General features: G+C 43.9%; 23 protein-coding genes and 1 pseudogene. 18 read left to right on the forward strand and 6 right to left on the reverse strand.

All coding sequences use genetic code 11. From position 1 onward, the window contains the following. Nucleotides 1-25: 25 nt before the first annotated feature. On the reverse strand, nt 26-958 hold the full coding sequence (locus tag E8E00_RS04250; protein WP_096631463.1) for an IS5 family transposase: 933 nt from the start codon (nt 956-958) through the stop codon (nt 26-28). A 411-nt stretch (nt 959-1,369) separates the two neighbouring features. On the opposite strand from E8E00_RS04250, the gene E8E00_RS04255 reads away from it, so the two are divergent. Beyond that, entirely contained in the window at nt 1,370-2,254 is an 885-nt protein-coding gene (locus E8E00_RS04255) for a glycosyltransferase family 2 protein (protein ID WP_096629255.1), read from the forward strand. 12 nt (nt 2,255-2,266) lie between these two features. Here the strand turns inward: E8E00_RS04255 and E8E00_RS04260 are convergent, their stop codons facing one another. Beyond that, nucleotides 2,267-3,025 carry a glycosyltransferase family 2 protein gene (locus tag E8E00_RS04260; RefSeq protein WP_096629252.1) on the reverse strand — a complete coding sequence of 253 codons (759 nt, stop codon included), beginning with the start codon at nt 3,023-3,025 and terminating at the stop codon, nt 2,267-2,269. Continuing rightward, nucleotides 3,022-4,905, reverse strand: coding sequence for a nucleoside-diphosphate sugar epimerase/dehydratase (locus E8E00_RS04265; protein ID WP_096629249.1), 1,884 nt, complete (start codon nt 4,903-4,905; stop codon nt 3,022-3,024). Before E8E00_RS04265 ends, E8E00_RS04260 begins: the two co-directional genes overlap by 4 nt. A 157-nt stretch (nt 4,906-5,062) precedes the next feature. Here E8E00_RS04265 and E8E00_RS04270 point away from each other — a divergent pair, with 157 nt between their 5' ends. From E8E00_RS04270 to E8E00_RS04290, 5 genes are all read left to right on the forward strand, one after another. Continuing rightward, the gene (locus E8E00_RS04270) at nt 5,063-6,034 is read left to right on the forward strand and encodes an SDR family oxidoreductase (RefSeq protein ID WP_096629246.1); all 972 of its coding nucleotides are present in this window, start codon (nt 5,063-5,065) and stop codon (nt 6,032-6,034) included. A gap of 38 nt (nt 6,035-6,072) precedes the next feature. After that, nucleotides 6,073-6,621, forward strand: coding sequence for a sugar transferase (locus E8E00_RS04275; protein WP_096629244.1), 549 nt, complete (start codon nt 6,073-6,075; stop codon nt 6,619-6,621). Nucleotides 6,622-6,740: 119 nt separating this feature from the next. Further along, on the forward strand, nt 6,741-7,907 hold the full coding sequence (locus E8E00_RS04280; RefSeq protein WP_096629242.1) for a nucleotide sugar dehydrogenase: 1,167 nt from the start codon (nt 6,741-6,743) through the stop codon (nt 7,905-7,907). A gap of 223 nt (nt 7,908-8,130) precedes the next feature. Continuing rightward, nucleotides 8,131-9,063 (forward strand): alpha/beta hydrolase, encoded by a 933-nt coding sequence (locus tag E8E00_RS04285; protein WP_096629239.1) that lies wholly within the window; start codon nt 8,131-8,133, stop codon nt 9,061-9,063. A 110-nt stretch (nt 9,064-9,173) separates the two neighbouring features. Beyond that, on the forward strand, nt 9,174-10,508 hold the full coding sequence (locus E8E00_RS04290) for an MBL fold metallo-hydrolase RNA specificity domain-containing protein (protein ID WP_240531902.1): 1,335 nt from the start codon (nt 9,174-9,176) through the stop codon (nt 10,506-10,508). Between the two features lie 13 nt (nt 10,509-10,521). On the opposite strand, the gene E8E00_RS04295 is transcribed toward E8E00_RS04290, so the two are convergent. After that, on the reverse strand, nt 10,522-11,760 hold the full coding sequence (locus E8E00_RS04295) for an O-antigen ligase (RefSeq protein WP_168174043.1): 1,239 nt from the start codon (nt 11,758-11,760) through the stop codon (nt 10,522-10,524). Between the two features lie 300 nt (nt 11,761-12,060). Here E8E00_RS04295 and pseB point away from each other — a divergent pair, with 300 nt between their 5' ends. The 9 genes from pseB to E8E00_RS04340 all read left to right on the forward strand — a co-directional run bounded on the left by pseB (nt 12,061) and on the right by E8E00_RS04340 (nt 20,493). Continuing rightward, on the forward strand, nt 12,061-13,086 hold the full coding sequence (gene pseB / locus E8E00_RS04300) for a UDP-N-acetylglucosamine 4,6-dehydratase (inverting) (protein WP_096629235.1): 1,026 nt from the start codon (nt 12,061-12,063) through the stop codon (nt 13,084-13,086). After that, nucleotides 13,083-14,243 carry a UDP-4-amino-4,6-dideoxy-N-acetyl-beta-L-altrosamine transaminase gene (gene pseC, locus E8E00_RS04305; protein WP_096629232.1) on the forward strand — a complete coding sequence of 387 codons (1,161 nt, stop codon included), beginning with the start codon at nt 13,083-13,085 and terminating at the stop codon, nt 14,241-14,243. Before pseB ends, pseC begins: the two co-directional genes overlap by 4 nt. A 1-nt stretch (nt 14,244) precedes the next feature. Further along, nucleotides 14,245-14,952, forward strand: a complete 708-nt coding sequence (pseF, locus tag E8E00_RS04310) for a pseudaminic acid cytidylyltransferase (protein ID WP_096629230.1) — start codon at nt 14,245-14,247, stop codon at nt 14,950-14,952. After that, on the forward strand, nt 14,936-16,015 hold the full coding sequence (gene pseG, locus E8E00_RS04315; RefSeq protein WP_096629227.1) for a UDP-2,4-diacetamido-2,4,6-trideoxy-beta-L-altropyranose hydrolase: 1,080 nt from the start codon (nt 14,936-14,938) through the stop codon (nt 16,013-16,015). Before pseF ends, pseG begins: the two co-directional genes overlap by 17 nt. An 11-nt stretch (nt 16,016-16,026) precedes the next feature. Beyond that, nucleotides 16,027-16,701 (forward strand): SDR family NAD(P)-dependent oxidoreductase, encoded by a 675-nt coding sequence (locus tag E8E00_RS04320; protein WP_096629225.1) that lies wholly within the window; start codon nt 16,027-16,029, stop codon nt 16,699-16,701. Then, nucleotides 16,698-17,414: a metallophosphoesterase gene (locus E8E00_RS04325; RefSeq protein WP_096629223.1), complete on the forward strand. Its 717-nt coding sequence runs from the start codon at nt 16,698-16,700 to the stop codon at nt 17,412-17,414. The genes E8E00_RS04320 and E8E00_RS04325 overlap by 4 nt, the downstream gene beginning before the upstream one ends. After that, entirely contained in the window at nt 17,401-18,351 is a 951-nt protein-coding gene (locus E8E00_RS04330) for an ATP-grasp domain-containing protein (protein ID WP_096629221.1), read from the forward strand. Before E8E00_RS04325 ends, E8E00_RS04330 begins: the two co-directional genes overlap by 14 nt. 7 nt (nt 18,352-18,358) lie before the next feature. Continuing rightward, a complete protein-coding gene (gene pseI / locus E8E00_RS04335; protein ID WP_096629218.1) occupies nt 18,359-19,426 on the forward strand; it encodes a pseudaminic acid synthase in 1,068 nt (355 codons plus the stop codon). A gap of 80 nt (nt 19,427-19,506) precedes the next feature. Then, nucleotides 19,507-20,493 carry a glycosyltransferase 52 family protein gene (locus E8E00_RS04340; RefSeq protein WP_096629216.1) on the forward strand — a complete coding sequence of 329 codons (987 nt, stop codon included), beginning with the start codon at nt 19,507-19,509 and terminating at the stop codon, nt 20,491-20,493. A 79-nt stretch (nt 20,494-20,572) separates the two neighbouring features. Here the strand turns inward: E8E00_RS04340 and E8E00_RS17475 are convergent. Next, nucleotides 20,573-20,707, reverse strand: a pseudogene (locus E8E00_RS17475) (UDP-glucose 4-epimerase); the annotation flags it as partial. A gap of 26 nt (nt 20,708-20,733) precedes the next feature. Beyond that, nucleotides 20,734-21,486 carry a serine protease gene (locus E8E00_RS04350; protein ID WP_096629213.1) on the reverse strand — a complete coding sequence of 251 codons (753 nt, stop codon included), beginning with the start codon at nt 21,484-21,486 and terminating at the stop codon, nt 20,734-20,736. Between the two features lie 591 nt (nt 21,487-22,077). On the opposite strand from E8E00_RS04350, the gene E8E00_RS04355 reads away from it, so the two are divergent. The 3 genes from E8E00_RS04355 to E8E00_RS04365 all read left to right on the forward strand — a co-directional run bounded on the left by E8E00_RS04355 (nt 22,078) and on the right by E8E00_RS04365 (nt 26,441). Beyond that, nucleotides 22,078-23,244: a nucleotide sugar dehydrogenase gene (locus E8E00_RS04355; protein WP_096629211.1), complete on the forward strand. Its 1,167-nt coding sequence runs from the start codon at nt 22,078-22,080 to the stop codon at nt 23,242-23,244. Nucleotides 23,245-23,353: 109 nt separating this feature from the next. Beyond that, nucleotides 23,354-24,643, forward strand: a complete 1,290-nt coding sequence (locus E8E00_RS04360) for a lipopolysaccharide biosynthesis protein (protein WP_096629209.1) — start codon at nt 23,354-23,356, stop codon at nt 24,641-24,643. Further along, on the forward strand, nt 24,636-26,441 hold the full coding sequence (locus E8E00_RS04365; RefSeq protein WP_136588357.1) for a hypothetical protein: 1,806 nt from the start codon (nt 24,636-24,638) through the stop codon (nt 26,439-26,441). Before E8E00_RS04360 ends, E8E00_RS04365 begins: the two co-directional genes overlap by 8 nt. The last annotated feature ends 67 nt before the right edge of the window (nt 26,442-26,508 follow it).

Here is a 26,508-nt window from a genome sequence, read left to right on the forward strand (position 1 = left end):
AATAGGGCGTTGTTGATCAAATCATTCACCTAACGCACTGATCCCAATGGGATTGCTTCCCTCTGTCAATTCGGTAACTAACAGGCATACCAAGTTTTATGACTTTGTTTATTGCTTTCACGTTGGCCAATTCTTCGCCAACTTGGGCATCATAGTTGAGTAGGATCAGCTTAGGGCTGATTAACGCTTTGTATCGGGACATGCCTGTTTCTGATAGATAGCGTCGGTGATAACCCTCTTCCTGTTTCCAGTCTTCTAAGTTACTCGATTTCAAGGCGCTGACGGCTGCATTGCGAGGGTGGCCGTCCTCCCAGTAGCCCGCATTGCTGCGCGGTGGAATGGTCGGTTTGATGCCTTCTTTCTTGAGCACCTGATGACAGGCTTTCGTTTCGTAAGCACTGTCAGCGCTGACTTGGGCGATTTTTCGGCGCAACGGGTTGAGTATTGTCAGTAGGGCTTCATTGTCGCCGACAGAAATCACTTCATGTGTACTGTCGTCAAACGCGAGATGCAGCTTGCACCAAACACGGCGTTTTTCCTTGCCATGTTTGCGCATTTTACACTCTCCCTCGCCGAACACTTTTAAACCGGTGGCATCAATGACGACGTGAGCAACGGGCCCACGACTGGGTAATCGGTAGTTAACCTCAACCGTCTTCGCCAGTTTACTGGCACAACTGTATGACGGCGATTTTAGCGGTACATCCATCAGCCCAAATATCGAGTCGAGAAAGCCTTGAAGGGTACGAAGATTGAGCTTGAAAATACCTTTAACCATCAGCGCTGTTTCAATGGCACCATCGGTAAACGTAAAGCCTCTGCCTCGTTTTCCATGATGCTCTTTGCAGTGCCAAGTCTGGATAGCGGTGTCATCAACCCAAAAGGTAATCGAACCACGGTTAATCAATGCTTGATTGTATTGCTTCCAATTGCTGATTTTGTACTTGGCTTTGCTCATCATCTGTGACCTGTTTGAGGCGTTGATGATCTGATCGCGGCTCGGATGATAAGTTCAATGATTTAGGAATCAACGCCTCAATGCACTGGAAACTCTATGTAGGAATAAAAGAAGACGCTTGCTGAATTAAGGTTGATGACCGAACAGAAGTATTTGCATGCATGAGGAAAATGGTTTTAAATTTATTAAAGAAAGAGAAGAGTTTCAAAGCCGGTATCCAACGCAAGGGAATGATGTGTGTGATGGGCCAAGACTAACTGGCGACCGTACTGGGAAGCCTTTCGTTACGGGAGTGTTAATGTATTATACGTGGCTTTATACCTTCTTTATACGACTGTGTTAGGTGAGAATTTAAACTTTTAGGTTTAGTAAATAGAATTACATATGTTTTCTATAGATTAGGGACGTTTTTTGAAAATCACATCAATCATTATAACCTTTCAACCCGATCTGCCTAGTGCCCGGTCCTTATTGAGGGCTTGTCAGTCAAATGGCAACCACCTAATAGTAGTTGATAATGGCAGTGAAAATGCCAAAGAGCTTGCCGAGGTTTGTCAATCCTTCGAACGAGTGGAGCTTATTCGGCTGGAGGCCAATCTTGGCATTGCCGAGGCACAAAATATCGCGATTAACCATCTACAAGTCGATGCCGATGAGCTTGTAGTATTCTTTGATCAAGACTCATCGATTAATGACGATTATTTGAAGCAACTTGAAGAAACGTATCAGAAGCTAGAGTGCGACTATGGCAGCGCACTTATACTCGGCCCCTGCTTTTACAATCGTGTGTCTAAATTTGAATACCCGGTCATAAGATTAAATCACTTAGGTCTAAGACAAAAGCTTTTACCTAGTCAATATGCTTACCCCACGGAAGCGTCTTGTATCATTTCATCGGGAATGACAGTGAAAAAGAGGACTCTCAACCGAGTAGGCTTGATGGATGAGGCTTTATTTATCGATTATGTCGATACAGAATGGTGCTTAAGAGCGCGTAAGCTAGGATATCTGATACTGGTGGAACCAAGCTTAGTGATGGAGCATGAAATCGGCGCTAACAATTTTAAGTTTTTGAGGTGGTGTGTTCCTGTGCATTCGGCAGCCAGGCGTTACTATCGGATCCGAAACTCATTTTTCCTACTGAGGTACTCGCACGTGCCCAAACTGACGAGCTTAAGAGAGGTCGTTTTTTCTATTTTGCATCAGGCTTTTCTCGTGGTCGTTACTGACGAGAAGATCGGACATCTCAAATCTCTTTTTCGGGGTGTAAGAGATGGTATCTTTCACAAAAACTGAAAGTGTCTTTTATCAAGCTCCCGAACGCAGCCGTATTTGATACCTGAGTGAACTCTTCCAGTACCAAATAAAGTGTTTCGAAAACAACCTTCGGTTTTGATGAGAGGCATAATGAACGGCTTTGATGTTTGGAAAATAATAGACACTAAAGCCGTTTCTATTTGCGCGAGTACAAATATCAGCATCTTCAAAGTACATGAAGTAGTTCTCATCAAATCCATGTAATAATTCAAAGCTCTTAACTGCAAAAAGGAGAAAAGAGCCGGCTGCCCATTCTATCTTTGTCGGTTTGTTTATGCTGCTTTTGTCGTACACATCATTTCTCGGTAATCCGATTAAAGACTTGAGTGGCGATAACAGGCTCGGATAACGGCGAATGGATCGATCGTAAGTATTGAACGACTTGTCGGTAAAGAGATTGATCGCTGAAATGTCTGCTTGGTATTCAATTGCTTGTGATATCAAGTCAGACACGCTTTCTGTTGAGATCTCAACATCTGGGTTTAAAGCCAAAAAATAGTCTTCAGGCCGTGGACTTAAGTGCGCTTTTACGTAGCTAAAAACATCATTGTTATTAGCGCCAAACCCCTTTGGTTTGCTACCTTGGAGCAAGACAATACCATGACTTTCGCAGTAGTGTGAAAGCGTGTCTGATGCAGGAGTGTTGGACTTAATAATAACGTTAAATTGTTTAGCGAGTAAGCCTAGCGTCGGGTTGGTGGCGATCATACTATCATGACCATGGTTAATAACAGATATAAATAAATTCATTGTTTAATCATCTGGTTATTAAGATTCAACTGATACCCTGTAGGCGCTTCAAGCAGAAGGCGAGTAATGCACTCAACATCAAAATGATGGCAACAACGGTCTAACTCGTCCAATAATTGTGTCATTTCAGTCCACGATAGCTTTTCTTCACTCGCCGTCATGATTTTCTCATGACCTGTCCCTTCAACGTTATCGCCAATCAACAACTCTTCATATAGCTTCTCACCGGGCCTTAACCCTGTAAACTGGATTTCAATGTCACCGTCAACCATGTTTGGTGTTTTTTCACGCAGGCCCATTAAGTGAATCATGCGCTTGGCCAAATCGAGAATTTTTACGGGCTCGCCCATGTCGAGAACAAATACCTGGCCATTGTGACCAATTGCACTGGCTTGGATCACAAGCTGAGCCGCCTCGGGGATCAACATAAAGTAGCGGGTAATATCTGGGTGTGTCACTGTAACGGGACCGCCAGCACGAATTTGTGATTTAAACAAAGGCACGACAGAGCCGGAGGATCCTAACACATTCCCGAAACGAACCATGGTAAACGTCGTATTACTTTGCCTATCAGCGAGAGCTTGGAGCACGAGTTCGGCGAGACGCTTACTAGCGCCCATGATATTCGTGGGTCGTACCGCTTTATCAGTAGAAATAAGCGTAAAGCTCTCTACTTGATTTGCGATGGCCGCGTTGGCACATGCTAAGGTACCAAAGACGTTGTTACGTATTCCTTCCACGATGTTATCTTCAACCAAAGGCACATGCTTGTAGGCCGCGGTATGATAAACCGTATTGATCTCGTGTTTGCCCATCAAATTATCGAGTCGGTTCTCTCTTTGCACTGATCCCAGTGCGGCGACGAGTTTCACATCTAGCTGTAAATTGACGCACATTTTCGACAGTATCTGATGAGCACGGTAGAGGTTGTATTCATTTAATTCAAAAAGGACTAGCTTGGCAGGCTTTAGCTTCAGCGCTTGCTGACATATTTCTAGACCAATTGAGCCACCGGCCCCGGTTACTAGCACATTTTTATTGGTGATCTGTTTGGCCAACAGAGCAGGATCGGGCTCAACCGGTGCGCGGCCTAATAAATCAGCAATATCAAGATCTCTAATGTCACTCACAGTGCCTTTGCCAGCAGCAATATCTTCAACTGAAGGCACTGATTGGATTTCAATAGGCCAATGAGCAAGCTTTTCAAGTAATTGTAGCCGCTCACTTTTAGTCACGTTATTAATCGCGAGCAGCAGCTTAACGGGCTGATAGAGAGAGCGTAGTCCATCGAATTCTGATGGATGGTACACGCGAATACCGTACATTATTTGGCCTACCTTCGCGCTGTCGTCGTCGAGGATAGCCGCCGGGTGGTATTCATTGCCTTGGATCAACGCATACGCGAGGTCTCTGCCTGTTGCACCTGCACCATAAATAAAAACATTGGGTTTACTGCGTTTATAATATTGCTCATAAAGTATGCGGAACAAAATCCTTGGCCCACCGAGAGTGAGAATGGCAATACCGGCATAGATAAAAGGCACGCTGCGCGGGATAAAAGACTGAAAAAAGAAGCCGCTTAGCGCTAACGTAATCGCCGACAAGGTAACGGAAAGGAAAATGTGACCAATGGCTGGTAAGGTCATGTACCTTAATACAGCCCGGTACATGCCGAGCCTGATAAAGCAAAACACAGTGGCGAGGATCGTGGCGAAAAAAGAGGTGACCTCTTCGATACCAAACGCAAAGGTTGTGGTGCCAAGACGGAAGAAAATCGCAAGATAAATAGAAACCGTTACCGCAATGACGTCATAAGTCGCAGTTACAAAGCGTTTTTTACGTCGGCTGGCGTTGAGCAGTAACTTTATAGGGGTGAACATTCGCAACCATTCAGGTTATTTGGGTCATAAGAAAGTGTTTGGCATCACCAATTTGGTTGGCTTAACAGTCAATTACGCAGATTTACGATATGATTCTAGCCTAAGAGCTCAGCGTGTTGGTATTATTTTTGCCTAGTTTATGTGAGGCATATCACAGATGAAATTATTGATTACAGGAAGCAGTGGCTTTGTTGGCAAAACAGTCTGTGGCTTAGCGACAAAGCAAGGCCATACAGTATGTAACGTGATGCGTAAGAAGTCAGATCTGACGCAAATAAATCAGAAGTGCAAACAAGACAGCACTTTTTGGGTAGATTCAATTAATGCTGACACTAATTGGGTAGGTGCTTTTGATGGTGTAGATTGTGTCGTTCACTGCGCTGCGCGTGTACATCATATGCATGAAAACCCGGCTGACGTACTAGCAGCGTACCGTTCAATTAACACTGAAGGAACCCGGCACTTAGCGCAGCAAGCCGCCGCTGGCGGTGTAAAACGTTTTGTATTTATAAGCTCGATTAAGGTGAACGGTGAATCAACATCGCCAGATCAGCCGTTTTATGCCGAAGATAAGCCCAACCCACAAGATCCGTACGGCATTAGTAAATATGAAGCAGAACAGGCGTTGTTTGAAATTGCGCGACAAACCGGCCTAGAGGTGGTTATTGTGCGACCACCATTGGTTTATGGCCCCGGCGTCAAAGCTAACTTTCTGACCATGATAAAGTGGATAGAGCGCCGCCTTCCTCTTCCTCTGGGAGCCATTCATAACAAAAGAAGTATGATCTATGTTGATAATCTGGCTGAATTGATAATGACGTGCTGTGTTCACCCGAGTGCAGTGGGGAAAGTGTTCTTAGCTTCTGACAATGAGGATGTATCGGTAACTCGGTTACTTCAAACTGTTGCCCATGCAATGGGGCGACGCCCGTGTTTACTGCCAATTCCAACTTGGATACTTATTTATGTGGCGAAAGGAATTAATAGGTCAGAGGTATCGCAGCGATTATGTGGTAGTTTACAGGTCGATATCAATAAGACCATGAGCCAACTTAACTGGCGGCCGACTTATACCTTTGAACAAGGGATAAATAAAACGGTGAGCGATTATCTCGCGACAAAATCTTAACCACGTAAAAGCTGACTACACACTACAAGGTACTTTTTGTGATACGTTTACTCGATGTTATTTTTGCATTCGCGGGCTTACTTTTTCTATGGCCTGTCATTATGGTGATAGCGATTTTGGGATATTTTGATACTGGGGCCCCTATCTTTAAACAAATTCGAGTCGGGAGAAACCAGCAGCCGTTTACGCTAGTTAAGTTCAGAACGATGCCGATTCATACACGATCCATGGCAACGCATCTTGTTAGTTCAACAGACGTAACGCCGCTAGGGCGTTTTTTGCGCCGAACAAAACTGGACGAGTTACCCCAGCTAATCAATGTACTACGAGGAGATATGAGCCTAGTTGGTCCGCGACCATGTCTGTTCAATCAAACTGAATTGATTGAAGCGCGTGAAAAAAACGGAATTTTTGATGTTAGGCCAGGAATTACGGGGTTAGCGCAGATTAATGGCATCGATATGTCTGACCCCCAAAAACTTGCTCAGTGGGACAAGAAAATGCTCACGACCTTGTCATTGAAACACTACTTTTTCTACATTATCAGTACAGCGTTTGGTAAGGGAACAGGAGACCGTACAAGTTAAGAAGCGTTATTTCATTTGTAGCCGAAAGAGAGTGATGACTGGTCCACTCCTTGCTCTGATATCAGGCTCTTATCCTGAAAAAGGAATGATTCTCCTAAACCTTACTTAAGGAAAATCCAATGAAAATTGCCGTTGCAGGAACAGGTTACGTCGGGTTGTCGAATGCCATGCTACTGGCGCAACACAACCAAGTGGTTGCCCTTGATATCGTAGAAGAGAAGGTCAACCTGTTGAATAACAAGCAGTCGCCGATTGTAGACGCGGAGATCGAGCGTTTTCTGAAAGAAAAACCGCTCGATTTTGTCGCTACGCTAGATAAAAAACAGGCCTATCAAGACGCTGATTTTGTTGTGATCGCAACACCCACTGACTACGACCCCGAAACCAACTATTTTAACACCAGCTCAGTTGAGGCGGTTATTCAGGATGTGATGGCGGTTAATCCGGATGCGGTGATGGTGATCAAATCCACTGTTCCGGTCGGCTACACAGCAGGGATTAAAGCAAAATTTGGTTGCGATAATATCCTCTTCTCGCCGGAGTTCTTACGTGAAGGCAAAGCGCTCTACGACAATCTTTATCCTTCACGCATCATTGTGGGTGAAGACTCAGATCGTGCGCGCACTTTTGCCAGCTTACTGCAACAAGGAGCCATCAAAACAGATATCCCGGTACTATTCACGCACTCCACCGAGGCGGAAGCGGTCAAACTTTTTTCCAATACCTACCTAGCGATGCGCGTTGCATACTTTAATGAGTTAGATAGTTATGCCGAGTCTCATGGTTTAGATGCAAAGCAAATCATTGAAGGCGTCGGACTCGACCCACGCATTGGCGATCACTACAACAACCCCTCGTTTGGCTACGGCGGTTACTGCCTGCCAAAAGATACCCGCCAATTGCTGGCTAACTACCAAGATGTGCCCAACAATATTATTCAAGCGATTGTCGATGCGAACACGACTCGCAAAGACTTTATTGCCAATGCCATTATTGCTAAAAAGCCGGCGGTAGTCGGTGTATACCGTTTAGTGATGAAAGCAGGGTCAGATAACTTCCGCGCCTCGGCGATCCAAGGAATTATGAAGCGCATTAAAGCGAAAGGGATTGAAGTTATCGTTTATGAACCTGTACTTGAAGAGCAACGCTTTTTTAACTCCGAAGTGATCACTGATCTGGACAGCTTTAAACAGCGCGCGGATGTGATTGTTGCCAACCGGATGGTCGATGAAATTCGAGACGTAGCAAGCAAAGTCTATACGCGCGATCTGTTTGGCGAGGATTGAGGTAAACGCAAAGAAGTTCCTAGGATCTAGGATCCTAGGCCCTAGGGACTTTATCTACCTGAGCTGGCACTTAAAGCTGTTAAGTATTCCGTAATCTTTCCCTAGGACCTTAGGATCTTCCTCTCTTTCCGTCTTCTCCCTCGCAAAACTCTCTTAACACCATACAACTTAACCATCGACCTTACGTATCCTCACTGTACATTCATAATCCGTCGATGATGCTATGTTATTTATCACCAGCCGTATTCCTGAACAGGGACCGAAAAGTGAGGCCAGCCGTTGGTTGAGTTTTGATCATCAAAACACCGATATATCGAAATGGGTGTATTTTTGCCAGCGCGCGGGACAGGGTGAATATCAAGAGCTGACAGCGGCGCCGTTTATGGCGAGATTAAAAGCCTTACCCACCCAAACCCAGATCCTCTTTTTACTTCATGGCTATAACAATCACATGGAGCGTCATGTTTTTCCGATGGCCCACACGCTTCAGGTTCAATTTGACAGAATTGCACCCAACGCCATTATGGTCGTACCGATCATCTGGCCCTGTGATGACGATGGTCGGCTCGGCATGATTGATGATTACTGGGACGATCAACTGGCGGCCACGGCGTCTGGTCTGGCTTTTAGTCGCTTACTGGCGATGTTTGATGAATGGCGTCGCGCTCCAGAACAACAAGCGAGCCCCTGCAAGCGACGTATGAATATACTGGCGCATTCTATGGGAAACCGAACCTTAATCAGTACCTTTCACCATTGGCATCAACACGCGGGGCTGGATACCATGCCACAATGGTTCCGACATATTTTTATGGTGGCGGCGGATGTTGATAATCAAGCCTTAGAACCTCAGCAGCCGGGCAGATCTGTGCTGGATGCGGCTAAACAAGTCCACATTTATTATGCCGCAGACGATTTAGCCATGGCTGCCTCCAAAGTTGTCAATATGCGTCATCACACGATCACTCGGCGCCTAGGGATGACAGGGCCAGAAAACCTTGATGTGTTGCCCGCTCACAAGGTGACGGTAACCGACTGCGATACCTTTAACGACCAATTCGACCCAAGCTGGGGGCATACTTACTTTCTTACCGACGACAATGGCCACCCAAGCCCATTGATAGAACAAATGATGAATAAGATGATAAAAGATTGAATACGGGAAAGAGCAGACCGCACGCGCAGTGTTTCTTTTGCTCTTTCCGTAATCCGTACTCTTTTCCCTAGGCTCTAGGAGCCTAAGATCTTCCGCCCAAGGACATCACTATGCCCAATACTTCCATCGATAACGATATGCTCACCGTCACCCACCATGGCGGTTATCATACAGTGACGGGCTCATGCCATCAGCTAGATATTAAACCGAGTGGTTTACGCTTGCTGATTGATTGCGGCCAATACCAAGGTGACGAAGCGCGAGAGGCGAGAGTGCACCTCAATGGCAAGGGTATCGATGCGCTTATTCTTACCCATGCGCATATTGACCACTGCGGCTTGCTGCCTTGGTTACTGGCGGCGGGGTTTTCTGGACCCATTTACTGCACCGAAGCGACGGCGGCACTGGTGCCACTGTTGATTGATGATACGTTAAAACTGCAATTGAACATGCGCCATGGCGATCGCCAGCGGATACTAGAGCGTATGAGCCAGTTGATTGTTTACCTACCTTATAATACTTGGCACCGACTAAAACCAAAGCAAAAAGGGCAGTCAGCGACCTATTTGCGCCTTCAACCCGCCGGGCACATTTTGGGTTCAGCGTATGTGGAGTTAAAACTGCCTGATGAGCGGCGCGTGGTGTTCTCAGGAGATTTAGGCCCAAGCAATACACCGCTATTACCCGATCCTAAACCGCCTGCGCGCGCAGACATTCTCTATCTCGAATCCACTTATGGAGACAAAACACATCAATCCGTCGCGACGCGTTCACAGCGGCTCGAGGCAATTATTCAGCATTCATTGCAAGATGGAGGCGCGATACTGATCCCCGCGTTCAGTGTCGGCCGTACCCAAGAATTGCTCTTTGATATCGAACAGCTGATTTATCAAAAGCAGCTAGATAATGCGATTCCTATCATTCTCGACTCACCCATGGCCCAACAGGTCACGCGCCAATATCGCCACTTCAAAAAATTGTGGAGTAAAGAAGCCAACGCTAAACTGAATCAACACCGCCATCCGTTAGCGTTTGACCAATGCATTACCATTGATGCACACAGCCAACACCAAGCGCTAGTGAATCGCCTCAAACAGACCGGAGAACCCGCTATTGTGGTGGCCGCTTCTGGTATGTGCCAAGGCGGGCGGATCATGAACTATTTGAATGCATTACTCCCTGACCCGCGCACGGACGTTATTCTGGCCGGCTACCAAGCCCAACACACCCTAGGGCGTGAGCTTCAACAAGGAAAAAAGCAAGTTTGGATAGACAACGAAGCAATAAACGTTCAAGCCCAAATTCATACCCTATCGGGCTACTCAGCCCATGCTGACCAAACCGACTTAGTCAACTTTGTGCACGGCATTCAGCCTCCCCCCGAGCAAATCCACCTGATCCATGGTGAACCAGATAGTCAGGATGAGCTCGCCGCGCTTCTATAAGCATACTGTGGTTTTAGGCGATCTCGCTCTCTTCTCCTCTTATCGCTATGCTTGCGAAAATAACTACTCCCATGGAAAAGAACAGGATGCCAGAATGGTGATTAATATAATGCTGCGTTAACATATAGCCAGCTATCAATATGAGATGACAACGCAGTAAAACAACGGAAAAGGGGATGCTGTTTGTTTGATTATCTCTAATGCTTCTTGTTACAACCCAAGGCGTGACGAGTAAGAAAATCAGTGTACCAAAGCCGATTAGGCCTTTTACTTGTAACTCTTCTAAAAACTGGTTATGAGCGCGGCTGGAGCTTACTATAATGGCGTCCGAATCACCTTGTTCAACCAACCTTTGCTTGGCTTCAGTTGTATTTGAGTAGCCCGCGCCTGTGATAGGGTGTTCAGCCGCTATTAAAAGCGCTGCTTTCCATAGTTCAAGTCTAATTCCTAGAGAGTTACTAATCAGCGGTGTCTGAGTTATGACTGGCTCTTTCTCTTGGTGGCTGGTAGGTTGAGTAGCGAGTGTGGTATTGGTGACTCGCTCGTAGCTTTCCATATCCGATAGGATTAAACCAGCACGGTTCAGCGCGGGAACTAGGGTCATGGCTGCAATTAAAGCAACACTCGTTACTATCGCTAAATAATCGCGGCCTGAGAACGTCTTGCGATAGTATATTGCGGCCCACAAGGCGACGAATGGAGTGATAATCCAAGCCCCGCGGCCGCCGCTAAATAATGTTGCGCTAAACCCCAGGGTGACGCCTAAAAAGGCAATAGCCTTTAAGATGGAGAGTCGTTGCTGGCAGCTATAGACATAGGCAAAAATACTGAAGACACTCAAACTCGCAGTCATCCCAGCCGCCTGAATAGACATATATCCGTTTGTTGAAAGCGCGCGAATATCGAGTACATAGTGCTGATACAGTGCGATGACCCCCACGACAGAGGCCCCGAGACTACAGCCATAAAAAATGGACTTAAGCGAAGGTGGGTAGGTCAGTAGTAATGCAAAAACCAAAGTTGCTAATAACGTGCGGCTGGGCATATCCAGCTGTGTGTAGTGTCCGCTTGGTAAGGCAAAGACAAGTGTGACCAAAAAATATAGCAATAGCGACCCACTGACCAGCATAGCTGGACGCGATTTCAATGTCTGCCACGTGATTGGTAGCATAAACAAAGCGATGATAGCCAACAGAGCGGCTACATACTTATAAGATTCCGGTGTAACAAGTAAGGTAGCGAAGTAGGTCAAACACAATGAGCTCGTGAGTTTTCGATGAGACGCGGTCAGCAAGAGCCTTTCCCCTAATTTGTATCTGGCTTCCATGAACAACATAACGCTTAGATGCCTGTGCATTATACACATATCATAGCTACGCGTGCACTGTGAGTAACGTTAGTCGCTTACCTAAGCCTGAGTTTTGATTAAAAACTGTTCATAGCTTTGTGCAGTTAAGCGACCTATAACGTAAATAGGCACCTAGGGGGATAAACACAAGAAACTAAATGTAATATACTTACAATCATACTTATCGATTAGATTGTAAATGTTATGCTAAACCACAAATCAGTCCTTATCACCGGCGGCACGGGCTCGTTCGGTAAGCAGTTCATCCAAACCATTCTTGCGCGTTACCCAAATGTAAAAAAAATAATTGTATATTCACGTGACGAACTGAAGCAGTTCGAGCTGAAACAGCAGTATCCGCATAAAGAATACCCTCAGATGCGTTTTTTCATTGGTGATGTGCGTGATAGTGAGCGCTTGGTTCAAGCTTGTGAAGGAGTCGATGTTATCATTCACGCAGCGGCGATTAAGCAAGTAGATACTGCAGAATACAATCCGACCGAATGTATTCGCACCAACATTAGTGGCGCAGAGAATGTGATTAACGCCGCATTGAAGTGCGGAGTGAGCAATGTGGTGGCACTTTCTACTGACAAAGCTTGCGCGCCGATTAACCTTTATGGTGCGACTAAGCTTGCTTCAGACAAGCTGTTCACCGCAGCCAACAACATTAAAGGCTCGCGTGATCTGAAGTTTAGTGTGGTTCGCTACGGTAATGTAATGGGGTCTCGGGGTTCGGTGATCCCATTCTTTTTGAACAAGCGTCATGAAGGTGTACTCCCGATTACACATAAAGATATGACTCGCTTTAACATCTCACTCCAAGACGGCGTGGATATGGTGATGTACGCACTCAAAAATCACCTAGGGGGTGAGATTTTTGTACCGAAAATCCCAAGCTACAAAATCTTAGACGTAGCGAAAGCTGTCGCACCTGATTGTGAAATTAAAGTCATCGGTGTTCGCCCTGGCGAAAAGCTGCACGAAGAAATGATTACCGATACAGACTCGTTAAACACCATCGATCTTGGTCACTACTACGCAATCCTTCCTTCTGTGTCTTACACCTACTCGGAAAAAGAATACATGGCGCATCACAATGCTGAGAAAGTACCATTTGGGTTTAAATATAATTCAGGAACGAATGAGCAATGGGAAAGTGTTGACAGCTTACGTGAAAAAATAAAGCAGTATATTGATCCTGATTTTACGGTGGCCACGCAAAAATGATCCCATACGGCAAGCAAGACATCACGCAAAATGACATTGATGCAGTCATTGAGGTGCTGCATTCAGACTTCCTAACGCAGGGACCAAAAGTTCCTGCATTCGAAAAGGCTATTGCCGAGTATACCGGCGCAAAGCACGTGCTTGCCGTCAATAGCGCTACGTCTGCGCTTCACATTGCCTGTCTAGCGCTCGGTCTTGGCGAGGGAGATCGACTATGGACCACGCCAATTACTTTTGTAGCATCAGCCAATTGTGGCCGGTATTGCGGCGCGGAGGTTGATTTTGTTGACATTGATCCGCATACCTACAATTTATGCCCCAAACAACTTAAAGTAAAACTCAAGCATGCGAAAGCGACTGGCACACTACCGAAAGTGGTGGTTGCCGTGCATTTGTGTGGTCAGTCTTGTGATATGCAAGCAATAGGGCAACTGGCCGATGAGTATGGCTTTAAAGTGATAGAAGATGCATCGCATGCTATCGGAGGGAAGTATCAGAATAAGCCGATTGGTTGTGGGCAGTATTCAGATATTACTGTCTTCAGCTTTCATCCGGTTAAGATTGTTACAACTGCTGAGGGCGGTGTGGCGGTAACTAATGATGATACCTTGGCCAAGTCGATGGCGCTTTATCGCAGTCATGGGGTGACACGCGAGCCCTCATTCATGGAAGGTGATAGCCACGGAGACTGGTATTATCAGCAAGTGGCGCTTGGTTATAATTATAGGATGACAGAGCTGCAAGCCGCACTCGGACTAAGCCAAATGCAGCGTGTGGATCAGTTTGTCAGTGCTCGTCACCGCCTTGCTGATCGTTATAACGAAAAGTTACAAGGTTTACCCATCGTATTGCCTTATCACTCAAAGGATACTTATTCAGGGTTGCACCTTTATGTAATCCGACTTCAGTTGGATCGCCTATCAAAAACCCACAAGCAAGTATTTGATGCATTGCGGCAAAATGGTATTGGAGTGAACGTGCACTATATTCCTGTTCATACTCAACCTTATTATCAGGCGCTTGGCTTTAGGGCAGGTGACTACCCACATGCTGAGCAATACTACCAAGAAGCCATCTCGTTGCCGATGTTTCATGCCATGACGGATGAGCAGCAAGACATAGTGATTGATATCTTAGCAACGGTACTGACGGAGTAATATGAATATTGCGATTATTCCTGCGCGCGGCGGCAGTAAACGTATCCCAAGAAAAAACATCAAAGCGTTTCATGGTAAGCCGATGATTGCTTATTCGATTGAAGCGGCGATTGCCTCGGACTGTTTTGATAAGGTGATTGTCTCAACGGACGACCAAGACATTGCAGACGTAGCGATGCAATACGGTGCTGAGGTGCCGTTTTTGCGCCCGGCTGATATATCAGATGACCATGCAACAACCATGGATGTTATTCAACATGCTATTGAATGGTACGAAACTCAGGGGGTAAGTATTGACAAACTTTGCTGTATTTACGCAACAGCCCCATTTGTCAGCAGTCATGATATTCAGTTGGGATTGTACCTAGTTGATACTGAAGGAGTTGAATTTGCCTTCAGTGCGACGACATTTGCTTTCCCTATTCAACGAGCTATCACTGTAGAAAAAAATGGCGAAGTGAACATGTTACAGCTAGAACACCTGCAATCACGGTCTCAGGATCTTGTTGAAACCTACCATGACGCCGGTCAGTTTTACTGGGGCAAAGTTGATGCTTTCAAACAAGGCTTAAGTATGTTTGCCCCTCACTCAAGAATCGTAAAAATCCCGCGCTACCGCGCTCAGGATATTGATACCGTGGAAGACTGGCACGTTGCCGAATTGTTGTATCAGATCCTAACTGAAAAGACTAATGAAAATAGTATTTAGGGTTGACTCAGGTACAGCGATGGGAGGTGGTCACCTCAGTCGTTGTTTGACCCTCGCGAATGAGCTGAAGGCAATTGCTAATGCGGATTGTTTGTTTGTAATGCGAAACCATAGTGGTCACGATCAAAAACAGGTGTTGGATGCCGGTTTTGAAGTTATTCTACTTCCACTAGATTTTGAACCAGACTATTTTTGTCACGATTATACCCAGTGGATAGGCTCAAGTTGGCGAAAGGACGCAGAAGATACCCTACGAGCTATTCAGGCTTGGCAAAGTACAAATATCGATTTGCTAGTTGTTGATCACTATGGGCTCGGCATAGATTGGGAAAATCATGTTAAGGCTGTTGCTAGCAAGTTGTTTGTCATTGACGATCTAGCAAATCGTGACCATTGTGGCGACTTTCTTCTGGATCAAACGTGCGGGCGTCAGCCTGAGGAATACCATAAATTAACCCCTAATAGCATGCGCCTTTTTACCGGTGAAAAGTATTGCCTTTTACGTGATGAATTCTTCCAATTTCGGGAAATAGCATTGCGACGCCGAGCTGAATGCACTAGACCTCAACGTATGGTGATAAACTTTGGCAGTACAGACCCTCACAATCATACTGTGCAGCTATTACTCCTGCTAAAAAAAATTGCGCTTAAGTTCGACTTAATTCTTTCAGTCATTGTCGGTAGACAATGCCCCCATTTAGCAGCAATCAAACAGCAATGCCAACATATGGCAGTTCCTTGTGAATTATTAATTAATTGCCAACATGTGGCACAGGTGCTAGCAATCAGTGATTTAGCAATTGGAGCGGCTGGCGCTAGCACTTGGGAACGGTGCATGTTGGGGCTCCCTACACTCTTAATCCAAACTGCTTCGAATCAAAGTGAGGTAATTAACCGTGTGACTCAACGCGGAGCGGCTGTCAGTATGCCGGATAACTTGACTGCAGAACAGCTAGAAAAAGCTCTACAGTTATTGGTCGACAACTACTCAGAATATTCACAAGCTGCGGCTGCGCTAGTCGATGGGAGTGGGCTTGCAGAAGTCGTTGCAGAAGTCTGCTAAGGATTTAATCTATGGATGTTATTATTTTGACTGGCTGCACCCGAGGTCTTGGCCTAGCCATTCACCAGAGCCTTACCGAACAGCCTACCTCTAAGCGACTAATTTTTATTGGTAGAAATATATATCGCATTAATCAGACATCATCCGCAAATTATATCGAATTAGATCTCAAAGAGTTAGAGTCTGGTGCGCTTTTAGCGAAGTTACCTAGTATCACACCATCAAGTGTAACATTTATAAACAATGCTGGCATTATTGATCCAATTTGCAGCGTCAAGTCGATGGACCACGTTGAACTTATAACCGCCTATAATATCAATGTATTGGCACCGGCCAAGCTAGTATCCGATTTGCTCATCTGGGCTAGAGGGGCCGAAATAAATATCCTCAATATCTCAAGTGGTGCAGCCAACCATGCGATAGAGGGATGGGCGAGTTACTGTTCTACGAAGGCTGCATTTAAAATGTATCTTGACGTATTGGCCAAAGAGGATCCAAGCGTTAGTGTTGAACACGTTGATCCCGGTATAATGGACACCTCTATGCAAAAAAAAATTCGAGCAAGCTCGAGTATGGCCATGCCAAACGTTGGTCAGTTTATTGAGTACAAAAATAATCATAGTCTCAAAAGTCCTGAACAAGTTGCAAAAGCGTTGATTGAAAAGTACAAGTTGATTAAGCAATGAAGATAGCGATCCTTTCTGATATCCATGCGAACTTCACTGCCCTTGAAGCTGTTGGTGAGCATATGCGCAAACAGGGCTGTGAATATCACCTTATCTTAGGTGACCTGGTAGGGTATTACTACCAGCCCAAAGCTGTTATAGATTTTGTAAGAGAATTACCCAATTTATTCGTGATCCAGGGAAACCATGAGCAACTATTACTACGCTGTCAACATAATGATGATTTTGCGACTGCCTGCCATAAAAAATATGGAAGTGGCCTAAAAATCGCTTTAGACCAGCTAGAGAACGAGGATCTGGACTGGATCAAGACGCTTCCTCAAAGTGTAGGGTTTGAAGTAGAAGGCATTCATATTGGGGGGTTTCATGGAAGTGATAAAAAAACTGATGAATATCTTTATCCTGATACGAAGAGGCAGCGCATCAACCAAGTCATTACAGACTATGACTACGCCTTTTTTGGACACACTCATTATCCAGTAACTTTTATTAATGGTACCAGCATATTAGTCAACCCTGGGTCTGTAGGACAACCCAGGGACGTAGGCTCACTAGCCAGTTATGTGATTCTAAATACAGAGAACCGAGCTCTAACAACACATCGAGTGCCTTTTGATAGCACATCGCTATGTTTGCAGACACAAGAAACCGACCCGCATTACCCTTACTTATCAAAAATCTTGAAGAGAAATAATATTCATGTCGACTGCTAATACTTACGTCAAAAACATTCTAGTTAGTGGTGCTGGAGGAGATATAGGCATATCGCTGGGACGAATATTATTGCAAGAAAAGTTCCAAGGAGTATTTGGCTGTGATATCTCAAATGATAATCCCGGTGAATGCGTTTTTGATCAGTTTTTTATTGTTCCTAGAGCCGATAATGCTAATTATTTTAGCTCGTTAGAAAAAATTTTTCGTCAACACAGCATTGAGCTTTTTATACCATCTAGCGAAGCAGAAATTACGGCGATATTGAAGCTGGATTTAAAAGAAAAAAAACTATTTGGTGTGCCAATAGTGATGCTTGATTATAACTCAGCAGCTATCGCTTTGGATAAATTTAATACTGCTCGACATTTGAAAAAACATGGGCTGAAAGCGCCTTGGACTGAACTAGCTGAAAATAATGAACCTCAAGCTTATCCTTGTATGTTTAAGCCTCGAAGTGGTCAAGGTAGCAAAGGCATTCAAGTCGTACATTCCGCTGAACAGCGCGAAAAGATTAGTGATTGTACGGGCTATATATGGCAGGAGCTATTACTGCCGAGCGATCAGGAGTATACTTGCGGTATATTCCGTCGTGATAAGGAGTGCCGAACAATCATTTTAAAGCGCACTCTAATAGGTGGCTTTACCGGCAAGGGAGAAGTGATTGAAAACAGTAATATCACTGATTATCTCATAGAGATTGCTGAATCACTCAACCTGCAGGGAGCTGCCAATTTCCAATTACGTCTTACCGAAAGTGGCCCAAGACTATTCGAAATAAATCCTCGCTTTTCCAGTACGGTAATGTTTAGACACCTACTTGGATTCTGTGACTTAATTTGGGCAATTGAGAACATATTAGGATTGCCCATGTCTACATATATAGCCCCTCCAGTGGGTAAAAAGTTCTATCGCGGATATTGTGAATTTATTAAGTAACTAAACCATGAAAAAATATATTGAAATTGATGGAAAAAGAATCGGCCCTGATTTTAGCCCCTATATTATCGCAGAGCTATCAGCTAATCATAACGGCGATATCAATCGTGCTTTCCAAATTATGGAAGAGGCAAAAAAAGCCGGTGCCGACGCGATTAAACTTCAAACCTATACACATGACACAATTACTCTAGATTGTGACAGTGAAGACTTTCGAATTCATGGCGGCCTTTGGGACGGGCAAACCTTGTATGAACTTTACAAAGGTGCACACATGCCTTGGGAGTGGCACAAACCACTGTTTGACAAAGCCAAAGAGTTGGGTATCACGATATTTAGCTCTCCCTTTGATTTTACTGCCGTAGACTTATTAGAAGAGCTAGATGCGCCGGCCTATAAAATTGCGTCTTTCGAAGTGATTGATTTGCCGCTTATTAAGCGGGTCGCGCAAACAGGCAAGCCCATGATTATCTCTACAGGCATGGCGAACGAAGAAGAGATACAAGAAGCTATCGCGGTAGCTAAAAATAATGGTTGCCAAGAGCTGGTGGTGCTGCACTGTGTCAGTGGTTACCCTGCGCCCGCAGAGCAATATAATCTGCGCACTATTGCAGATATGGCTGAGCGTTTTAACGTACTGTCTGGTCTATCAGATCATACCATTGACAATGCAACGGCAGTCACTTCTGTCGCATTAGGAGCCTGCCTAATCGAAAAACATGTCACGTTAGATCGTAATGGTGGGGGCCCAGACGATAGCTTCTCGTTGGAGCCGGCTGAACTCGCAGCTCTTTGTCGAGATACCAAAACAGCCTGGCAAGCACTGGGTCACGTCAATTATGAGCGGACCGAAGCTGAGAAAGGCAATGTGAAATTTCGTCGTTCTTTATATGTTGTAAAAGATATAAAAGCAGGTGAAGTGCTAACAGACGAGCATGTGCGCAGCATTCGTCCAGGATTTGGATTAGCACCAAAGTACTTGGAGGCTGTGATTGGCAAACCAGTCAACGTTGACATAGGGTTCGGCACACCGCTCTGTTGGGAGATGATTAGCACTCCAAGCATTGACAAATAGAGCTATAACAATCAATAAGCATAATTTTAAGCGCCATGTCAATCACAGTGGCGCTTAAAAATAGTTATGATGAGTAATGTATGAATTTATTTTTAGTGACCTCACCTTTCCAATACCTTTGTGCTTTAGAAGCAAAAAAACATTACCAAACCAAAAATAACGTGCTTTTTTTAGTAAATCAAAGTAGTTCGCTTGGTATTGAACAGCAGGAAAAAATCTTCAATCCGCGTGACTGGGATTATGTAATCACAACAACAAGAAAAAACAGAACAATAAACATTCCTAGAGCAATAAAAGAGATAAAAAATATTTCTAAAGGAAACCATATTGATACGTTTTTCTATGGTGAGTACAATGCTTGGCGGACCAAGTTAGTTGCAGAAAACTTTTATATAAATAAAGATGTATACTTTGATGATGGCACATTAACAATTAACGAGTTACATGAGTTTATTGAACCTCAAGAAACGTACTCCCGAAGCCGACCATTGCAAGATTTCCTATTGAAGTTATATGGCTGTAAGCCCACCACCAAGTCTTTGCCAAGAGAAAATTTGGAGCTGTTTACCATTTTTGATTTGAATAGCAATGTGGTGAACATTGAAAAGAATACATTTCGCCACTTAAAGGCACGTTACAATCATAACAATCTTTTCTCTGAGCATGCACCTGTTGGTTTTATTGGGCAAGGCGCTGTAGGGCATAAAGGTGGACAGTCTGTATCATCTTACATCGATCGCGTGTCACAATTTTCGAAAGGTCACGAAAAGGGTATTATCTATTTTCCACACCGTACAGAATCTCAGGAGGTCTCAGAAAAGATAGCGAGTATTAAAAATCTCACCTATCATCGAAGTACTTTACCTTTAGAGCTCGAGTTAATAGATAAAAAAATACAACTATCCTGTTTATATGGCATGAATTCAACAGCACAATACACGGCTAAAGTGTTTTATCCTAAAATGCCTATTTATAACCTAATTCCTCATAATGAGAAGTTGAGCCCACGTAACGAAAGAATAAGATTACTCTATAAAGCGTCGGGTATCAAAGAGCTATTAATTTGAAGAGTAGAACTCTTGATTCTGACAATTGACTTCAAGGGCCGAGTTGTTCGGCCCTTAATGGATTCGACGAGCCTGTGGGTTAGGCCTCATACCCATTTGGGTTCATTGATTGCCAACGCCAGGTATCCGCTACCATGGTTTGCAAAGACCGTTGTGCGCGCCAACCTAGAACAGATTCTGCATAGGCAGGGTCCGCCCAACATTCGGCAATGTCGACCTATTTTTGCACGGGTACTGTCACTAAGGCTGAGAATTCAGCAATGTCATCTCTGTCACATGTTCATTGTGGGCGATATCTTGTTCAACGGGTAAAGCTAAGGGGCTCAGCCCGCCATAGCGTGCGGCTTTGGTTTCAAGCCATGCATGAATATAGTTAATCGAAACAAAAATCGTCATTCGCGCCAAATCTAACCGCTCACCGTTATCGAGCGTGGTTTTCTCTGGATGTGCAAACCCAACTAAAATTCCCACCAACTCGCCATTGCTGTTAAAGGCACCGCCACCACTCATGCCGCCGCGTACTGGCGCATCGGTAATGCTCGAAGGGCAATTCTCCACTTCTTTAAAGCCCGAGATCATTAAATCCATATAATAGTGGCCGCTCGCGTTAAGCACATTCCCCGCACTTGATTTACCATACACCTCTATTGCATCACCTTGATAAACTAACCCGAGTGGCGGCAGCGCTAAGCCTCGATTATCGGCCTCGATCAATGCGACATCGCAACGCGGATGCACCGCGATCACTTTATCGCGAGAAAAGTCGGCAACATGCGCCGCAGTGAGACTCAATGTTGGTGTAATTGGCACACTGGTACCGAATTTACCACGCTCTAGCAGGGAAGAAGGTTTGACCATGTCAATCGGAGGATGGGTGGTAACTACGCGGTGATCGCCATTCGATACCGTACAACCCGCCATCCATATGGATAGACTTAATATACCTAATGCCATACCTAATTTTTTCCACAACACGGGGCAGACAAGGGACATAGGCCCTCCTTACTCTTAACCACTGCTTAAAGGTCAAGCCCCGACGCGCATCAAACGGCTTACATACCTTAATAATAGATAAATAACTTAATAACGCTTCAAAAATAAGACAGGTAGGGGAAAGGAGCAGTAACTCACTAAAAAAGATAAAAAATTTTTATAGAAAAAAATGAAACAAAGATTAGATAAAAGTGATGTATATCACGATATATAGACAGAAGTATGAAAAGCCATTCAGCCGAAATGATGAGATGAGCATGAAACTAGATAGGGTCAACGAATAGCTAAAATTGTCAGCGGTAAGTAAGCCTTTGTTTAATATATGAACATAAAGCAAAATCAGTACATAAAACAACCGCCATATTCTTTCAACCGAAGCAAAAATGTGTAGAATACTGCAGGCATTTTTTCCACCGTGCTAGGCATCATTTTGCCAGCATTGTGAGATCACAAACAAAACGACTCAAAAAATATACAAAATCTGTGATCACCGCGCAGTGGGGAGCGATACCTCCGGGCGGTAGCGTGTCTATTTATCACGGTTAAATCCAATAACTCTCTTTTACAGCTAGGTAACCCAAGGAAAAATCAATGAAAATTGCAGTTGCAGGCACCGGCTATGTGGGCCTTTCTAACGCGATGCTGCTCGCCCAACATTTTGATGTAGTCGCGCTCGATATTAATGAAGAAAAAATAACGCAGCTCAACCAAAAGCAATCCCCTATTGTTGATGCGGAAATCGAAGACTTTCTGGCCAACAAATCACTGCGCTTCACTGCCACCTTAGATAAACACCAAGCCTACCAAGACGCTGATTTTGTTATCATCGCCACGCCAACTGACTACGACCCAGAAACCAACTACTTTAACACCCGCTCTGTCGAGGCGGTGATTCGTGATGTGATGGCCATTAACCCGCAAGCGACTATGGTGATTAAATCGACTGTACCTGTGGGTTATACCAAGCAGATTAAAGAAGAGATGGGAAGCGATAATATCCTTTTCTCGCCTGAGTTCTTGCGTGAAGGCAAAGCCCTTTACGATAACCTGCATCCTTCGCGCATTATTGTGGGTGAGCAAAGTGAGCGCGCAAAGATTTTTGCCAGCCTCTTGCTCGAAGGCGCGCTGAAAAAGGACGTGCCGGTACTCTTTACCGACTCGACCGAAGCGGAAGCCGTTAAGCTGTTCTCTAATACCTACCTTGCTATGCGCGTTGCCTACTTTAACGAGCTTGATAGCTACGCTGAAACCCACGGTTTGAATACTCGCCAAATCATCGAAGGGGTAGGGCTAGACCCACGCATTGGCAACCACTACAACAACCCATCGTTTGGTTATGGTGGTTACTGCCTGCCAAAAGACACCCGCCAACTGCTTGCCAACTACAACGACGTGCCGAACAACTTGATTCAGGCCATTGTAGACGCCAACACCACCCGCAAAGATTTTGTCGCCAACGCCATTTTGCGCCGTGAACCAAAAACGGTGGGCATATACCGCTTGATCATGAAAGCGGGCTCAGACAACTTCCGTGCCTCATCCATACAAGGGATTATGAAGCGCCTTAAGGCCAAAGGCGTTGAAGTGATTGTGTACGAGCCAGTGTTAAAAGAAGACACTTTCTTTAACTCAGAAGTCACTCACGACCTTGAAGCATTTAAACAACGCGCTGATGTGATTGTCGCCAACCGCATGGTTGATGAAATCCGCGATAGTGCCGACAAAGTCTATACGCGTGATTTGTTTGGGACGGATTAAGCTTAAAGTAAGGGCTGAGCAACTTGGCCCTTATTTATAAAATGATAAAAATTTTACAAAAAATATAGTTACATGCTGACAGTGTGACTATATAAGCAATTAAATAATAATGCTCAAAAAAATACAAGAAATCGCTAAAAGCAAGTTCATAAGAAATGTAGTGATTGTTGCAACTGGTACTGCGGGAGCTCAAGCTATCTCAATGGCTTTTTCTCCAGTTATCACTCGGCTTTATGGGCCCGAAGCCTTTGGCTTATTAGGCACTTTTATGGCAATACTGGCTGTTGTTACGCCAATAGCAGCGCTGAGTTACCCTATCGCTATTGTTCTACCTAAATCAGACCAAGATGCAGTAGGTATAGCTAAATTAAGTGCTTTTCTATCTTTTACTATGGCGGTTTTATTGACCGTTATTCTGCTATTATTTAGACACACTATTTCGGACTTACTGAACCTTAAAGACATTGCTCATTTTTTATTGTTGATACCAGCTGCTATGCTATTTTCAGCATTTTATCAAATTCTTCAACAATGGTTAATTCGTAAAAAGCAATTTAAAGTTACTGCAAAAGCTGCAATTATCCAATCAATAAGTCTGAACATAGCTAAAGTTGGGATAGGTTGCTTTCACCCTGTTGCATTAGTACTTATAGTCCTAGCTACAGTAGCAAACCTGTTGCATGCATTTTTGCTTTGGTTGGGTATACGCAAACAGCCAAATAGTCTCCCGAGTAAAACGTACAAAGAAAAGTCTAGTCATATAAAAGGCATTGCATTGAAGTATCAAGACTTTCCACTTTTCAGAGCCCCTCAGGTTGCTATAAATGCTCTTTCACAAAGTTTACCAGTTCTAATGTTAGCCAGCTTTTTTGGTCCTGCTTCTGCAGGATTTTACACATTGGGTAAAACCGTAATGGGTATACCAACAACGCTTATAGGAAAGTCGGTTGGTGACGTTTTTTATCCTCGACTCACAGAAGCTTCGCATAATCAAGAAAGTCTATTTCGTTTAATACTTAAAGCCACATTGGCTTTAGCTGCTGTCGGTTTTTTTCCGTATGCCGCTGTTGTCGCTTTTGGCCCTTGGCTATTTTCTTTTATATTTGGTCCAGAATGGGTTATCGCCGGAGAGTATGCAAGATGGATGGCTGTTTGGTTATATTTTGGCTTCCTCAATAGACCAAGTGTGGCAGCTATAGCTACTCTTAGTATGCAGGATGCTTTTCTCGTGTATGAAATCATTAGTATCCTTTTGAGGTGTGCAGCTTTATATACCGGTTTTGTGCTTTTCAGTGATGAGGTACTTGCAGTTTTGCTTTTTTCTTCAGTAGGCGTAGTTCTAAATTTCTCCCTCGTGCTATATACACTAATCAAAAGCAGGAAAATTAATTTTGAGTGATTATATTTTTTCTTCTAAAAATCAGCCTAAAGATTATTTGCGCGATTATCTTAAAACAATATATAAATCTAATGCGCCATCAGCTTACGAATTTCATGGTAATTGGGGGAGTCTTGCAGTTACCAAACAGCACTATAATGGATTTCTCCCTTACGAGAATAAACAGCATTTAATGTTGGTTATTGGTGGTCCTATACTTTACTTTCGTGATAATGACTTTCTTGTTGAAGCTGATTCATCCGTTGCTACAAAATCCATCTATGACCGTTGGATTGTTGATGGCTTGATGCAATGGGATGAAGACCTAAGCGGCCCATTCACAATTATATTGGTTAACAAAATTACAGGAGTCATCACCACAGTAACCGATTTGATGTCATTTATTCCTGTATACACCTGTCAAAAAGATCACTCCTTATATCTTGGTACTCATGTTGATGTATTAGCAAGTGCCGCTGGTGTTTTAGATGAGCTTGATCAAGTTTCTCTGGCTGATTTTGTATTAAACGGATTTATTACATACCCTTACACTTTTTATAAACATGTCCGTCAAAGTAAGCCCTCCTGCGTAACTACATTTCACAATTCAACTACAAAGGCTGTCGATTGTTACTGGTTACCTACAGAAACAAACTCTTATAATAATCTTAATCAAGCGGCTGAAGCTTTACGTGTAGGAATAGCAGGATACGTTGATCGTATTAGTGAAAAAATGAACGATAACGATATAGCTCAATTTATCAGTGCAGGAGAAGACTCAAGAGCACTTTCTGGTCTTTTAGCTGACAGAAAAGGTCGCGATGCCTATATTTTTCTAGACCAAATGAATAGAGAGGGGAGGATCGCTAAAAAAATTGCAGCAATCTATGATTCTACGTTCAATGTGGGCTTTAGGTGTAAAACACATTATTTGGACATTATGCCTGCAGCATCTTGCTTAGTTGGCGCCGGTCATCAATATTTTCATGCACATAGTTTAGGGTTTGATAAAAAATATTGCCTTTCAAAGTATCACGCTGTATTTGGAGGTTACTTTTCCGACTCTTTGCTGAAAGCTGCCTATGCGCACAAGTTAAAAAGTGCAGAGCGGTTTCAATTTTTTCCTGATTTTCCAATTTCTGGAGAGTCTAGAACTAAAATAATAAAGAATCCTGTAATAAAGGATGAAATATTATATAAAATTAACAACCGACGACGAAGCCACTATAATGAGAGTTTTAGCGAACGGCCATTGTCTGCACATGAGTGGTTTGTCCTTAGACCTGCGTCAATGAGAGTTGCTATTCCAAATCTTTATAGTACGCGTCGTTTGTTTAAAAGTTATGAGCCATTTATGTGCAAAGAAGCCGTTAAAATTAGTGCGGCCGTACCAACTTCTTGGAAGCTTAATCGTCGATTGTTTAATCGCGCTATGAAACCTTACTTAAAAGCTAGTAAGTGGACCATGCACGCTGACGGAAGACTACCATATTTCAGTTGGTGGGTAAACATGCCTATTCAGTTTGGCATCTGGTTACATCGTAACATAGCTAAACGTCTAGGGATAATTAAAGGCAATCAGGGACCTTGGGGCGATTGGAAGCTAGTATTTAGAGATCAAGCATGGAAAACTACGGTTGACCACTTAACCTCACATAGAAGTAACTTAGAAATATTTGAAGATGATGTGTATATAAAAAGCTTGTTATTATCAAATGAGTTAAGTGGAATTCAGAAAATAAACTTAGCTCAGACTCTTTATAGAGCTCAGAGTATATTTTACACTAAAGAAAATCATGATGTTTTAAAAAGAGATTGATGTATGAACTACTAATCTGTTTCTAAGTTATTTTGAGGCTTTATCAACTGATATAGTTTTGACTTAG

It is taken from the genome of Salinivibrio sp. YCSC6, assembly GCF_004916735.1.
In the GTDB taxonomy this organism is placed as follows: Bacteria; Pseudomonadota; Gammaproteobacteria; order Enterobacterales; family Vibrionaceae; genus Salinivibrio; species Salinivibrio proteolyticus.

Coding starts and splice junctions, on each gene's coding strand:
- E8E00_RS04250 (WP_096631463.1), bottom strand. CDS start 958: ATGAGCAAAGCCAAGTACAAAATCAGCAATTGGAAGCAATACAATCAA.
- E8E00_RS04260 (WP_096629252.1), bottom strand. CDS start 3,025: ATGAATTTATTTATATCTGTTATTAACCATGGTCATGATAGTATGATC.
- E8E00_RS04265 (WP_096629249.1), bottom strand. CDS start 4,905: ATGTTCACCCCTATAAAGTTACTGCTCAACGCCAGCCGACGTAAAAAA.
- E8E00_RS04270 (WP_096629246.1), top strand. CDS start 5,063: ATGAAATTATTGATTACAGGAAGCAGTGGCTTTGTTGGCAAAACAGTC.
- E8E00_RS04280 (WP_096629242.1), top strand. CDS start 6,741: ATGAAAATTGCCGTTGCAGGAACAGGTTACGTCGGGTTGTCGAATGCC.
- E8E00_RS04285 (WP_096629239.1), top strand. CDS start 8,131: ATGTTATTTATCACCAGCCGTATTCCTGAACAGGGACCGAAAAGTGAG.
- E8E00_RS04290 (WP_240531902.1), top strand. CDS start 9,174: ATGCCCAATACTTCCATCGATAACGATATGCTCACCGTCACCCACCAT.
- pseB (WP_096629235.1), top strand. CDS start 12,061: ATGCTAAACCACAAATCAGTCCTTATCACCGGCGGCACGGGCTCGTTC.
- pseC (WP_096629232.1), top strand. CDS start 13,083: ATGATCCCATACGGCAAGCAAGACATCACGCAAAATGACATTGATGCA.
- pseF (WP_096629230.1), top strand. CDS start 14,245: ATGAATATTGCGATTATTCCTGCGCGCGGCGGCAGTAAACGTATCCCA.
- pseG (WP_096629227.1), top strand. CDS start 14,936: ATGAAAATAGTATTTAGGGTTGACTCAGGTACAGCGATGGGAGGTGGT.
- E8E00_RS04320 (WP_096629225.1), top strand. CDS start 16,027: ATGGATGTTATTATTTTGACTGGCTGCACCCGAGGTCTTGGCCTAGCC.
- E8E00_RS04325 (WP_096629223.1), top strand. CDS start 16,698: ATGAAGATAGCGATCCTTTCTGATATCCATGCGAACTTCACTGCCCTT.
- E8E00_RS04330 (WP_096629221.1), top strand. CDS start 17,401: ATGTCGACTGCTAATACTTACGTCAAAAACATTCTAGTTAGTGGTGCT.
- pseI (WP_096629218.1), top strand. CDS start 18,359: ATGAAAAAATATATTGAAATTGATGGAAAAAGAATCGGCCCTGATTTT.
- E8E00_RS04340 (WP_096629216.1), top strand. CDS start 19,507: ATGAATTTATTTTTAGTGACCTCACCTTTCCAATACCTTTGTGCTTTA.
- E8E00_RS04350 (WP_096629213.1), bottom strand. CDS start 21,486: ATGTCCCTTGTCTGCCCCGTGTTGTGGAAAAAATTAGGTATGGCATTA.
- E8E00_RS04355 (WP_096629211.1), top strand. CDS start 22,078: ATGAAAATTGCAGTTGCAGGCACCGGCTATGTGGGCCTTTCTAACGCG.
- E8E00_RS04360 (WP_096629209.1), top strand. CDS start 23,354: ATGCTCAAAAAAATACAAGAAATCGCTAAAAGCAAGTTCATAAGAAAT.